The 12261-nt window shown below is 59.2% G+C and carries 12 protein-coding genes; 11 read left to right on the top strand and 1 reads right to left on the bottom strand.

Translation table 11 applies throughout. The features are described 5' to 3' along the window. The first annotated feature begins 94 nt into the window (after positions 1 to 94). The 11 genes from EK369_RS10070 to mraY all read left to right on the top strand — a co-directional run bounded on the left by EK369_RS10070 (position 95) and on the right by mraY (position 11039). Positions 95 to 913, top strand: coding sequence for an aspartate racemase/maleate isomerase family protein (locus EK369_RS10070; RefSeq protein ID WP_235871391.1), 819 nt, complete (start codon positions 95 to 97; stop codon positions 911 to 913). Next, entirely contained in the window at positions 906 to 1646 is a 741-nt protein-coding gene (locus EK369_RS10065) for a sulfotransferase-like domain-containing protein (protein ID WP_127114105.1), read from the top strand. Before EK369_RS10070 ends, EK369_RS10065 begins: the two co-directional genes overlap by 8 nt. A gap of 15 nt (positions 1647 to 1661) precedes the next feature. Next, entirely contained in the window at positions 1662 to 2348 is a 687-nt protein-coding gene (gene gst, locus EK369_RS10060; protein ID WP_127114103.1) for a glutathione transferase, Atu5508 family, read from the top strand. A 9-nt stretch (positions 2349 to 2357) separates the two neighbouring features. Next, a complete protein-coding gene (locus EK369_RS10055) occupies positions 2358 to 2747 on the top strand; it encodes a carboxymuconolactone decarboxylase family protein (RefSeq protein ID WP_127114101.1) in 390 nt (129 codons plus the stop codon). Positions 2748 to 3413: 666 nt separating this feature from the next. After that, positions 3414 to 3905, top strand: a complete 492-nt coding sequence (gene mraZ / locus EK369_RS10050) for a division/cell wall cluster transcriptional repressor MraZ (RefSeq protein WP_127114099.1) — start codon at positions 3414 to 3416, stop codon at positions 3903 to 3905. Position 3906: 1 nt separating this feature from the next. Continuing rightward, entirely contained in the window at positions 3907 to 4881 is a 975-nt protein-coding gene (gene rsmH / locus EK369_RS10045; protein WP_127114097.1) for a 16S rRNA (cytosine(1402)-N(4))-methyltransferase RsmH, read from the top strand. After that, positions 4881 to 5234 carry a cell division protein FtsL gene (ftsL, locus tag EK369_RS10040; protein WP_127114095.1) on the top strand — a complete coding sequence of 118 codons (354 nt, stop codon included), beginning with the start codon at positions 4881 to 4883 and terminating at the stop codon, positions 5232 to 5234. Before rsmH ends, ftsL begins: the two co-directional genes overlap by 1 nt. Beyond that, positions 5231 to 7015 (top strand): peptidoglycan D,D-transpeptidase FtsI family protein, encoded by a 1785-nt coding sequence (locus EK369_RS10035; RefSeq protein WP_127114093.1) that lies wholly within the window; start codon positions 5231 to 5233, stop codon positions 7013 to 7015. Before ftsL ends, EK369_RS10035 begins: the two co-directional genes overlap by 4 nt. Before the next feature lie 21 nt (positions 7016 to 7036). After that, positions 7037 to 8518: a UDP-N-acetylmuramoyl-L-alanyl-D-glutamate--2,6-diaminopimelate ligase gene (locus tag EK369_RS10030; protein ID WP_127114091.1), complete on the top strand. Its 1482-nt coding sequence runs from the start codon at positions 7037 to 7039 to the stop codon at positions 8516 to 8518. Next, positions 8515 to 9957 (top strand): UDP-N-acetylmuramoyl-tripeptide--D-alanyl-D-alanine ligase, encoded by a 1443-nt coding sequence (locus EK369_RS10025; protein ID WP_127114089.1) that lies wholly within the window; start codon positions 8515 to 8517, stop codon positions 9955 to 9957. Before EK369_RS10030 ends, EK369_RS10025 begins: the two co-directional genes overlap by 4 nt. Beyond that, positions 9957 to 11039 (top strand): phospho-N-acetylmuramoyl-pentapeptide-transferase, encoded by a 1083-nt coding sequence (mraY, locus tag EK369_RS10020; protein ID WP_127114087.1) that lies wholly within the window; start codon positions 9957 to 9959, stop codon positions 11037 to 11039. Before EK369_RS10025 ends, mraY begins: the two co-directional genes overlap by 1 nt. Positions 11040 to 11336: 297 nt before the next feature. Here mraY and EK369_RS10015 read toward each other — a convergent pair whose 3' ends face one another. Then, on the bottom strand, positions 11337 to 11699 hold the full coding sequence (locus EK369_RS10015; RefSeq protein ID WP_127114085.1) for an ankyrin repeat domain-containing protein: 363 nt from the start codon (positions 11697 to 11699) through the stop codon (positions 11337 to 11339). Positions 11700 to 12261: the final 562 nt, after the last annotated feature.

The raw sequence follows: 12261 nt of genomic DNA, 5'->3' as shown, positions 1-12261 counted from the left end.
ACTCTCCAAGTTGTACAACTTGGAGAAACCCCCTCAAAAATGTTGTACAACTTGGTCATTTTGACCCTTTGGGACAGGAAACGCGCAAATGTTAATGCCAAGTGAATGGCGCCCCGAACACAAGTTGTTCCCGCATCAGGTGGGCTTTACCTGCCCGCCGTTTGACTATGATGCCGCGCCTTCGGACTTCCTGCGCATGGCCCCCGAAAGCGTTGGCGTGCATGGCTGGATGTTGCATGCACCCGACTACAAGCACGGATTAGATCAACGAAAACAGAACTTTGGCATGTTGGACGACTTTGTGCACTGCATGTCCCGCAACGGTGTCGACGTGGCCGGGCAGGTGGGGTCGAACTGGGTGCATGCCAGTGGTCTCGGCGTCGAAGGCATCCGCGAGCACTGCGAAAAACTGTCGGAAAAACATGGGGTTAGGTTCCATATGGCCGGGTACGCCATGGTGGAATCCTTGCGCGAAATGGGCGTGGAAAAGGTGGCGCTGAACGCCGCCTACCACTGGCCCGCATGGTGGCAGGGCACGGTTGGTTTCCTGAAAGAGGCCGGGTTCGACGTGCTTTGGGCGGGCAATTTTCACGACCAGGGATGGTTCAAATCACAGGACGAAGTGAACAGCTATCGTTGGGTGTTCGACGGTGATCTTGCAATGAAATCATTCACTTACGTCGCCGAGCAAGCCCCGAATGCCGACGCCTACCTGATCAACGGCATGTGCAATTTCCGCTCAGGTCCCGGCGGGCAACCGCAACGCCCCGTGCATCTGACCCGCGAGCTCGAGGCCGCGCTGGGAAAACCGGTCATCGGCCACGACACCGCGCTTTATTGGCGTATTTTCAAGAGCTTGGGCCTTGGCCCCACCACCCCGCAAGGCCAGTTGTTGGAGAGCCTCAATGCATAAGATTGTCGCCCTCTGGGCCGTCCCCCGCTCCACCTCGACCGCCTTTGAGTGGATGATGCGCCAACGCGGCGACCTCGATTGCCTGCACGAACCTTTTGGCGAAGCCTGGTATCAGGGCGAGGACCCGATGTGGCATCGTTACGCGCCCGGAGAGGTCACAACGCCCGGCCTGACGCTCGACTCCGTGTGGGTGGATATTCAGGCCCGCGCCCAGAGCGGGCCGGTCTTCATCAAGGATTTTCCTCATTATATCAATCACATGTGGACGCCTGAGTTCCTGTCGAACTTCACCCATGCCTTCCTGATCCGCGACCCGGCGCTGACAATCACGTCCATGTTTGCCAAGTGGCCGGACTTTCACGAAGGCGAGGTCGGCTTTCCGGAACAACGCGCCCTGTTCGACCTTCTCTGGGCGCTCAACGGCACACCACCCCCGGTGATCGACAGCGGTGATCTGCTGGAAAACCCCCATGACATGACGCAAGCGTTCTGCGACGCGGTCGGAATTCCCTTTATCCCACAGGCGCTTAGCTGGGAGCCCGGCGGCGATCCCTCGGCCCATAGCTGGTGGGACGGTGGGTCCTTTCACGCCAATCTGGCGCAATCCACCGGCCTCAAACCGCAGAAACGGAAATACGTAGACCTCGACAACACCCCGGATCGTGTCCGGCAGGTGCATCGCCGCATGAAACCGCACTATGATCACCTCTATGCGCACCGCATAACCTTGTAATCAAAGGGGGAATTCATGGCGGATCAGTACGAATTACACTATTGGCCCATCCCGTTTCGCGGCCATTTCATCCGCTATGTGCTGGCCCATGTCGGCGCGACGTGGACCGAGCCGGATTTCGCGGAGATGGCAACCTTCAAGGATTTGCCGGTGGCCGAGAAACCCTATGCCTTTTTTGCCCCTCCGGTGCTGCATGATCTGGAAAATGATAAATGGATCAGTCAGTTACCAGCGATCATGATGTATCTGGGCCGCAAACACGAACTGCTGTCGAACCCCGATCAGACCCTGCGGCTGATTTGTGACGGCTCGGACGTTCTGTTCGAAATCACCCGCGGCCACGGCGCGCAGATGTGGGACCGCGCCGGTTGGCAGGCTTTCCTGCCGCGGCTCGACACTTGGATGCAGTTGCACGAGCGTTTGGCAGTAGAAGCCGGTGTCACCGCCGCACAAGGTTACATGTTCAACGCCCCGCATCCGATGCTTGCCGATCTCACGCTTGCGGCACTTTGGCAAAACATGGTCGACCGCCTGCCGCCCCTGCGTGCCCGCCTGCATGAACACGCACCAACCGTCGAAGGATTGGCGGACCGCGTCGCCGCAAGCCCTGCGATTGCTGCCCTTTGCGACCAGTGGTCCGAAAGCGACTGGCGTTACTGCGCGGGGCAGATTGAACATTCTCTTCTTGAAATGCTGGAGTAAGGAAACCCCATGAGCCTGTTTGATGAAGACCTGTTTCTAAAGGGTCTGGAGCAACGAAAATCCACCCTGGGTGGCGACTACGTTGAAAAGAACCTCGCCGCCGCCGACGAGTTTACGCGACCCTTTCAAGAGGCGATGACCGCCTGGTGCTGGGGCTTCGGCTGGGGTGATGACGTGATCGATGCCAAGACGCGCTCGATGATGAACCTCGCCATGATCGGGGCGTTGGGCAAGATGCACGAATGGGAGATTCACTGCAAAGGCGCGCTGAACAATGGCGTCTCAAAAGAGGAAATTCGCGCCATTATCCATGTTGTCGGCATTTACTGCGGGGTGCCCCAATCTCTTGAATGCTTCCGTGTTGCGCGCAAGGTTCTCGAGGAACGCGGGCTGCTCTAGGCAAAAAAATATCGTCGTATTTGATTAGGAGGGTGCAGGGGACTGCGCCCTCTCTTTTTCTGGGGGACCCATGTCATGGGAATTCATGGTCTCAAGCAGTGCGCTTGCCGAACCCAGATCGAATCACAACGAGAATTTTGATACCCACTCGCCTGTTTTTTCCAGGATTCCTGCCGATTTTTGACGCATTGCTAAAAATTGTGGGAAATTGCGGGACGACGAGGAGAGGTCACTTGTTGCGCCAAATGTGGTCATTGTTTCCGGATGGAGCACAATATTTTGTGTTTCTGGTGGGTTAGATCACCACTAAACCTTGTTTTTCGGGTAAGAGCAGAACAAGATATTGTGTGATTTCCCAAAGATTTCTGTTGTTTCCCATCAATTCCCATGTCATACCTAATCTACACGATGAGGACGGGATCAAAGAGGGGCGCTAAAGACCCCGAAAGAACTCCCAAGTCAGGTTTCATACAGGCACCCGCTTTCATCGAACCAAGAGATCCGGCGCGCGGGCGAGCAGACATCCCCCCAGGTGGCGCGCGCAGCTGGACACCCCGCTAGACGGGACGAGGGCGGCGGATTGATCAGTGGCAGCAGATCAATCCGCCGTTTCCCGTCTAGGGGACCGAAACATGACACGGGGACAGGAAAGGGACCGGCAGGACAGTGGCACGCAGGTTCAGAGGCGAAAGCGACCACAAGGTCGATACGAAGGGCAGGGTGTCTATCCCGGCCTCGTTTCGTCGTGTGATCGAAGCCTGTGACCCGGACTGGACCGAAGGTCTCCCGCCCCGATTGATCCTTGTCTATGGCGGGATCACCCGTGATTACATCGAAGGCTTTACCATCGAGGCGATGGACGAGGTCGACGACAAGATTTCCAAATACCCCCGCGGCTCGGCCAAGCGTAAGGCGATGGAACGCCTTTATTCGGCGCAATCGGTTGAGATCGTTGTGGATGACACGGGCCGCATTGTTCTCCCGGCCAAGCTGCGCGAAAAGATCGGGCTTGATGCCATGGCCCGTTTCGTGGCGTCGGGCGACACATTTGAGATCTGGCAGCCCGAGGCATATGACGACTCGATTGCTGCATTGGACGAAGACGGGTTTGACCCCGATCTCGATCCATCGGTTTATCTCGATGGAGATCTAGGCTGATATGGCCGAGGACCAAGCACATATCCCGGTGCTTATCGACGCAATCCTGAAACAATGTGCGCCCATCCAGGGCGTTTGGCTGGACGGCACGTTTGGGGCGGGTGGGTACACCCGCGCGCTGTTAGAGGCCGGAGCCGACAAGGTGATCGGGGTGGATCGTGATCCGCTGGCCTTTGAAATGGCCGCGGATTGGGTGGGCACCTATGGTCGCCGCATCGAAATGGTGCAGGGCGTGTTCTCGCGTCTCGACGAATACGCCAGTGACCTTGACGGTGTGGTGCTGGACCTGGGCGTGAGCTCGATGCAGCTGGATTTGGCTGAGCGCGGGTTTTCCTTTCTGCGGGACGGGCCGCTCGACATGCGCATGTCGCAGGACGGAATGACCGCCGAAGACATTGTCAATCAGGCGACCGAAGAAGAGCTGGCCGATATTCTGTTCCACTACGGAGAAGAGCGTGCCAGCCGTCGGATTGCCCGTGCAATTGTGCGTAACCGTGCAGAAAGTCGCATCACCTCTACATTGCAACTGGCTGAAATTGTTGAAGGATGCCTGCCGCGGCCGAAGCCCGGGCAATCCCATCCGGCAACCCGCAGTTTTCAGGGTTTGCGTATCGCGGTGAACGACGAATATGGCGAGTTGTTTCGCGGCATGATGGCAGCAGAACGGGCGCTGAAACCCGGTGGGTTGCTGGCGGTTGTCACATTTCACTCTATCGAAGACCGCATGGTCAAACGCTTTATGCAGGCGCGCGCGGGACGTACCGGAAACGCCAATCGATATGCGCCCGACGTCGAAAAGGAACAGCCCGCGTTTGAGCTGATCACCCGCAAGGCGGTTGGGCCGGACGAAGACGAGCTTGCGATCAATCCACGGTCACGTTCAGCCAAGTTGCGCGTGGCGCGCCGCACCGGGGCGCCCGCAGGGGCCGTGGGTGAAAAACAATTGGGAATGCCGACACTTGGAGGGCGTCGCTGATGCGGAGCATGATGTTTCTTCTGACCGTTCTGGCGGTGATTGGCCTGGCCGTCTGGGCCTATCGCGAGAATTACCGGACGCAAGATGTGATCAGTCAAAGTGAGCAGATCCAGCGGGAAATCGGCGAGGCGCGATCTCGGCTTGCGGTTTTGCGCGCCGAATGGGCCTATCTCAACCGCCCGGACCGGTTGCGCGACTTGGCAGAGCTGAACTTTGAACGCCTGCAGCTTTTGCAGCTGCGCCCGGATCAATTCGGCAAAGTGGATCAGGTCAGCTATCCTCCGGCCCAAAAGATCGACTTTGACGGCATCGTCGATGTGTCCTCGCAGCCTGACGGGGAGAGTTTCCCATGATCCGTGCCCCCTTGCGCCCATTGGCCCGTATCCTGCGCGCCCGCGACACCGGCGAAAATCCGGATGCAATTGAACGTGAGAATATCCGCCTGCGCCATGAAGAGATGCGCGACAAGGCAAGGTATCGTGCCGAGGGCCGGCTGCTGGTTCTGTCGGTGGCCTTTCTGGCTGGTTTCATCACGGTGGGCACCCGCATGGGTGCTCTGGCCTTTTCCGAAGCACAAGAGCCCCGCGCCAGCGCGGCGGGGTCACGCATCGTGGCGCAGCGTGCCGATATCGTTGACCGCAAGGGGCGCATTCTGGCGACCAACCTGGAAACGCATTCGCTGTATGCCCAACCGCAGCACATGATCGACAAGGAACGCGTCGCCAAAGAACTGGTGAGCATCTTTCCCGACCTGGAAGAAGACCGGTTGATCAAGGATTTCACCGGCAAGCGCAAGTTCCTGTGGATCAAGAAGAAGATCAGCCCTGAACAGAAACAGGCGGTGCATGACATCGGGGATCCGGGGCTTTTGTTTGGCCCACGCGAGATGCGCCTTTATCCCAACGGCAAACTGGCAGCGCACGTTCTGGGCGGCGCCAGCTTTGGCAAGGAAGACGTGCGCGCGGCCGAGTTGATTGGTGTGGCAGGTGTTGAGAAATACTTTGACGATGCCCTGCGCGACCCGGCCAATGGTGGCAAGGCGCTGACGCTGTCGATTGACCTTACTGTTCAGGCTGCGGCTGAGCGCGTGCTTTATGGCGGCATGAAGCTGATGAACGCCAAGGGCGCGACTTCGGTGTTGATGGATGTCCATACGGGCGAGGTGATCTCGCTGGTGTCGCTGCCCGATTTTGACCCCAACGACCGACCCCGCCCACCGACCGAAGGCAACCCGTCGGACAGCCCGCTGTTCAACCGCGCGGTCCAGGGTCTGTACGAGCTAGGGTCGACGTTCAAGATTTTCACCGCCGCGCAGGCCATGGATCTGGGGCTGGCCCATGCCACCACCAAGATCAAGACCGCCGGTCCGCTGCGGTGGGGCAAGTTCAAGATCCGCGATTTCCGCAACTACGGCTCCGAGCTGACACTGACCAAGGTGATCGTGAAGTCGTCGAACATCGGAACCGCGCGTTTGGCCCAGGTGATCGGTGCCGAACGGCAACAGGGTTTCCTGCGTGATCTGGGTTTCTTTGATCCAACCCCGGTTGAGCTGGTCGAGGCCAGAGGGGCCGAGCCGCTTTTGCCAAAGAATTGGTCCGAGCTTTCGACCATGACGATTTCTTATGGTCACGGATTGTCCTCCAGCCCCTTGCATCTGGCGGCGGGCTACGCGGCCATTGCCAATGGTGGCAAACGCGTCGTGCCAACCTTGTTGCGGCGCGATACCCCGCAGGATGGTGCCCGCGTCATGTCCGAAGCTTCGGCGCGCGAGGCCCGCGCTATGCTGCGCAAGGTGGTGACCGAGGGCACAGCGTCCTTCGGCGAGGTTCCGGGCTATGCGGTGGGTGGCAAGACCGGCACCGCCGACAAACCCAAGGAACGCGGCGGCGGCTATTACGAGGACAAGGTCATCGCCACCTTTGCTTCGATGTTCCCGGCGCATAATCCGAAATACGTGCTGATCGTCACGCTGGACGAACCGGTGGAAACGTCCGGCCCCGAACCGCGTCGCACCGCCGGTTGGACCGCTGTCCCCGTGGCTGCCGAAATGATCGGACGTGTTGCCCCGCTTTTGGGCATGCGACCCGAAGTTGAACCCGGCACGTTGGCTGGTATAACCCTGACATCGAATTAAGCCGAACAAAGGCAGAGGCAGATGGCAGCGACGGCACGACCTTTAAACGACCTGGGGCTGACCGCTGCCCAGGGGCGCAATCCCACCATTACCGGCCTCGCCGTGGACAGCCGCGCGGTCAAGGACGGGTTCCTGTTCGCCGCCCTTCCGGGCACGCGGGTGCATGGGGGCGCGTTCATCCAATACGCCCTGCGCATGGGGGCGTCAGCGATCCTGACCGATGCCGAAGGCGCAAGAATTGCCGAAGCCGAACTGGCCGCGTCAGATGCGGCTCTGATCATTGCAGAAGACCCGCGCCAGGCGCTTGCCTATACGGCGGCCCTTTGGTTTGGCGAGCAGCCGGGCATCATGGCTGCGGTGACCGGCACCAACGGCAAAACCTCGGTCGCCACCTTCCTGCGCATGATCTGGCAAGAGCTGGGTCTCGAGGCGGTGAACCTTGGCACAACCGGTGTCGAAGGTGACTTTCAGGCCCCGCTCCAGCACACCACACCCGAGCCGATCACACTGCATCGCACCCTTGCCGCTGCCTGCGAGGCCGGGGTAGAGTTCGCGGCGATGGAGGCGTCATCGCACGGCTTGGAACAGCGCCGGCTTGATGGGGTGCAACTGCGCGCCGCCGGGTTCACCAATTTCACCCAGGACCACCTCGACTATCACGAGACATTTGACGACTACTTTGCCGCCAAGGCAGGTCTTTTTGCACGTGTCCTGCCGGAAGAGGGCGCAGCCGTGATCAACATCGACGACGCGCGCGGCGTGGATATGGCCGCGATTGCCAGGGCGCGCGGTCAGGACCTGATCTCCGTTGGCCGCGATGGCGCCGATCTGAACCTCGACGCGCAACGGTTCGATGCCACGGGGCAGGACATTCGCTTTGGTTTTCGTGGCAAAGCCTACATGGCGCGGCTCAACCTGATTGGCGGGTTTCAGGCGGAAAACGTGTTGCTGGCCAGTGGGTTGGCAATCGCTTGCGGTGCCGATCCGGAACGCGTGTTCGAAGTGCTGGGCGAGCTGAAAACCGTGCGGGGTCGGATGCAACTGGCGGCCACGCGTGAAAATGGCGCGGCGGTGTTTGTTGATTATGCTCACACACCGGACGCGGTCAAAACCGCCCTGCAGGCGATGCGCCCTCACGTGATGGGGCGCCTGATTGCCGTTGTGGGCGCAGGCGGTGACCGGGACGCGGGCAAACGGCCCTTGATGGGGCAAGCGGCGGCGCAGAATGCGGATGTGGTCTTTGTCACCGACGACAATCCCCGCAGCGAAGATCCTGCCAGCATTCGAAAAATGGTGATCGAGGGCGCGCCGGAGGCCACCGAAGTGGGCGATCGCGCCGAGGCCATCCTGCGCGCTGTGGACGCCTTGCAGCCGGGGGACGCCCTGTTGATTGCGGGGAAAGGCCACGAAAGCGGGCAGATCATCGGCGACGACGTACTGCCTTTTGACGATGCAGAGCAGGCCAGTGTGGCCGTTGCCGCGCTGGATGGAGGGATCGCATGAGCCTTTGGACCGCGACCGAGGCCGCCACCGCGACCGGAGGGCAGGCCGTCGGAGACTGGGCCGTCAACGGCGTGTCCATCGACACCCGGACGATTGAGCCGGGCGATTTGTTCGTGGCGTTGAAAGCGGCGCGTGATGGCCATGATTTCGTGGCGCAGGCCCTGGAAAAAGGGGCCTCTGCAGCCTTGGTGACGCATGTGCCTGACGGCGTGGCCTCCGACGCGCCCTTGTTGATCGTCGACGATGTTCTGGAGGGGCTGGAGCGGCTTGGCAAAGCCGCGCGGGCCCGCACCAATGCCCGAGTTGTGGCGGTCACTGGCTCGGTCGGCAAGACCTCGACCAAGGAGATGCTGCGCGCCATTCTGTCGGGGCAGGGCAAGACCCACGCCAGCGTGGCCAGCTACAACAATCACTGGGGTGTGCCATTGACCTTGGCACGGATGCCGGCGGATACCGATTACGCCGTGATCGAGATCGGCATGAACCACCCCGGAGAGATTTCACCCCTGGCGAAACTGGCACGGCCGCATGTGGCGATGATCACCACCGTGGCGGCTGTGCATCTGGAAGCATTTGAAAACGTTGAGGGAATTGCGCGCGAGAAAGCCGCGATCATGGATGGGCTGGAGCCCGGTGGCACCGCCGTTCTGCCCAGCGATATCGACACCACCGCGATCCTTGTGGGCACGGCAAACGCTGTCGGTGCCGAAGTCATTGCCTTTGGTGAAACCGCCAGGGATTGGGTGCTGGATCAGGTGACCCTGAAGGGGGACACAACAATTGCCAAAGCCTCGGCCAAGGGAGAGGCCTTGGTGTTCAAAATCAACTCGGCCGGCCGTCACTTTGCCATGAACGGTCTCGGTGCGCTGGCCGCGGCCCAGGCGTTGGGCGCGGACCTGGCGATTGCCGCTGCGGACCTTGGGCGCTGGGTGCCCTTTACGGGCCGGGGCGCGCGCGAGGTGATCTATCTCGATCCTGTCGAGACGGACCAGACACTCGACCTGATCGACGATGCCTACAACGCCAACCCGACCTCGCTGGGGGCCGCGCTGGAGGTGTTGGCAGCTGCTGAGATCAAGGATGGCTTAGGGCGTATCGGCAAGGGGCGCCGGATCGCCTTTGTCGGAGACATGAAGGAACTGGGGCCCGCGGAAACCGCCATGCACGCAGAGATGGCCGATCACCCGGCCATGGCGTCCATTGACGTTGTGCACTGTGTGGGCCCGCTGATGCGCCATCTGCACGCGGCCTTGCCGCTGAACAAGCGCGGGCAATGGGCTGAGACCAGTGAAGAAATGGCCAAAAACATCAGGAATCTGGTGGATTCCGGCGATTCTGTGCTGGCCAAGGGCTCATTGTCGATGGGATTGGCCAAGGTGGTTGACGCGATCCGCAAACTGGGTCATCCCGCCCCGCAATCAAATGACGAGGACGCATAATGCTCTATTGGCTCACCGCTCTGTCGGATGGCGGCGACTTTTTCAACCTGTTCCGCTACATCACCTTTCGTGCGGGCGGGGCGTTTCTGACGGCATTGCTGTTCGGCTTTGTGTTCGGGCGGCCGCTGATCAACGTGTTGCGCAAGCGGCAGGGCAAGGGCCAGCCGATCCGCGAGGACGGCCCGGAGGGGCATTTCGAGAAGGCCGGAACCCCCACGATGGGCGGCCTCTTGATCGTTGGCGCGCTGGTCACGTCGACGCTTTTGTGGGCGCGATTGGACAACGGATTCGTGTGGCTGGTGCTGTTCGTGACACTGACCTACGGGCTGATCGGATTTGCCGATGACTATGCAAAAGTCAGTAAGCAAAACACCGATGGTGTATCCGGTAAGATGCGGTTATTGCTGGGTTTTATCATTGCAGGCATCGCCGCGTGGTGGGGCACCTCGTTGCAGCCCGAAGCCATGCAACTGCGCCTTGCACTGCCGTTTTTCAAGGACGTTTTGTGGAACCTCGGGTTCTTCTTTGTGCCCTTTGCGATGATCGTCATCGTGGGTGCTGCGAACGCCGTGAACCTGACCGACGGGCTGGACGGATTGGCCATCATGCCAGTGATGATCGCGGCGGGCACTTTGGGCATCATTGCCTATGCAGTGGGGCGGGTGGATTTCACCCAGTACCTGGATTTGCATTATGTGCCCGGAACCGGCGAAATCCTTATTTTTACAGCAGGAATCGCGGGTGGGGGCCTTGGGTTCCTGTGGTATAACGCGCCGCCTGCGGCTGTGTTCATGGGCGACACGGGATCGCTGGCCCTCGGGGGTGCCCTGGGCGCCATCGCAGTGGCCACGAAACACGAGTTAGTGCTTGGAATCGTTGGAGGATTGTTCGTTCTCGAGGCGCTTTCGGTGATCATTCAGGTGCTCTATTTCAAACGCACCGGTAAGCGGGTTTTCCTGATGGCGCCGATCCACCACCACTATGAGAAAAAGGGGTGGAGTGAGCCGCAGATCGTGATCCGTTTCTGGATCATTTCCCTGATCCTCGCCATGATCGGTCTGGCCACGCTAAAAATCCGATAAGCGCCAAACTGACCATTTTGTACATCTTTTTTCGGGGAGACTCTCCAAGTTGTACAACATGGAGAGGCAACCCTTTGGCAAGATTTTCGTGAACTGCACGGGGTAACGTCGCGGTGCGGTAAGGCGATTTAAAGGGAGGTTAAGGGTTTCCTGAAGTACACATTGCCACCCGAGACCGCCGCCAGTGGCTCCAGCCCCAGCCAGACATACTCGGTTAACAGCGCGCCGGTGCTGCCGTCATACTCGGCAATCCGGTAGCCGCTGGGCTCGACTATTATTAACCTTGTTTTTGGGCCATCATTCAGAAAGAAGTTTCTCCAGTTCCTTTGCACCAAGCAGCCGCGATAGCTCTATTGGAGTTTGACCGTCGTCATTTTTTAATGCCGTTTTCGCACCCGCTTCAAGCAGGATTATTGTCGCCTCGAGATGCCCCTGCTCTACTGCGCTATGCAGAGGGGTGTAGCCGTGCTCACCTTTTTGATTAACATTCGCGCCAGCTTGAAGCAGAATTACAATCTCATCGACAATTCCTCGCGTCGCCGCAACATTTATTGGAAAATCTCCAAAATGGGTCCGAGAGTAGATGTTTGTTGGCCCTGTTTCGGGCCACTCTGGAATTTTGGAATACTCTTCAAGCACTTCTTGCAGTGTTTTCGTCATCTTCAAAAACCCTCATTAGTCCAGTGGGCAAATACCACACTCATCCAGCAGCGGCTGCTTTTTGTTATTTGCACGAGTTTTCCAACCCCGGCTTTCTATCTGGTGGCCTTGATCTGGCCCTCCATGCCATCTCTCACTAAATTGATCCCGCAACTCGTAGCATTTTTTTGCATGGTGGTACTCGTTCAGCAAGTCAGTGCACCTGTCACCCGTTGGGGGTGGAGGGTTGGAACAATGAGTTTTGTACGCCTTGCGCTCTTGGGCCTTTGCAGCTTTTGGTGAAAGACCATCGCTTGCTTCATTCGGTGTGATCGCAACAGAGATTCCGATTGCTATCGCGAACCCCGTTCCAGCTCCAGCAAACGCTCCTGATCCAGAACTGCCACCAATAATACCGTAAAGAATTGGCACGACCCAAGCGAGTTCCCCCCGCGGATCTACGGTAAGCGGTGCGCCGCCCCCACACTTACGACATGACGCCTGATCTGCGATTCAGGGGCTTCTTTGGTTTGAGGGGAGTTTCTGTATGGGAGCTACAAGCGAGTTTCTGGCAAATGCGCCG

The organism is Shimia sediminis (genome assembly GCF_003990645.1).
GTDB lineage: Bacteria > Pseudomonadota > Alphaproteobacteria > Rhodobacterales > Rhodobacteraceae > Shimia > Shimia sediminis.
Note: the sequence above shows the minus strand (reverse complement) of the source record. Positions and strands in the feature narration are given on the sequence as shown.

What these genes read in the sequence shown, in the direction of transcription:
- EK369_RS10070 (WP_235871391.1), top strand. Translation starts at nt 95, where the DNA reads ATGCCAAGTGAATGGCGCCCCGAACACAAGTTGTTCCCGCATCAGGTG.
- EK369_RS10065 (WP_127114105.1), top strand. Translation starts at nt 906, where the DNA reads ATGCATAAGATTGTCGCCCTCTGGGCCGTCCCCCGCTCCACCTCGACC.
- gst (WP_127114103.1), top strand. Translation starts at nt 1,662, where the DNA reads ATGGCGGATCAGTACGAATTACACTATTGGCCCATCCCGTTTCGCGGC.
- EK369_RS10055 (WP_127114101.1), top strand. Translation starts at nt 2,358, where the DNA reads ATGAGCCTGTTTGATGAAGACCTGTTTCTAAAGGGTCTGGAGCAACGA.
- rsmH (WP_127114097.1), top strand. Translation starts at nt 3,907, where the DNA reads ATGGCCGAGGACCAAGCACATATCCCGGTGCTTATCGACGCAATCCTG.
- ftsL (WP_127114095.1), top strand. Translation starts at nt 4,881, where the DNA reads ATGCGGAGCATGATGTTTCTTCTGACCGTTCTGGCGGTGATTGGCCTG.
- EK369_RS10035 (WP_127114093.1), top strand. Translation starts at nt 5,231, where the DNA reads ATGATCCGTGCCCCCTTGCGCCCATTGGCCCGTATCCTGCGCGCCCGC.
- EK369_RS10030 (WP_127114091.1), top strand. Translation starts at nt 7,037, where the DNA reads ATGGCAGCGACGGCACGACCTTTAAACGACCTGGGGCTGACCGCTGCC.
- EK369_RS10025 (WP_127114089.1), top strand. Translation starts at nt 8,515, where the DNA reads ATGAGCCTTTGGACCGCGACCGAGGCCGCCACCGCGACCGGAGGGCAG.
- mraY (WP_127114087.1), top strand. Translation starts at nt 9,957, where the DNA reads ATGCTCTATTGGCTCACCGCTCTGTCGGATGGCGGCGACTTTTTCAAC.
- EK369_RS10015 (WP_127114085.1), bottom strand. Translation starts at nt 11,699, where the DNA reads ATGACGAAAACACTGCAAGAAGTGCTTGAAGAGTATTCCAAAATTCCA.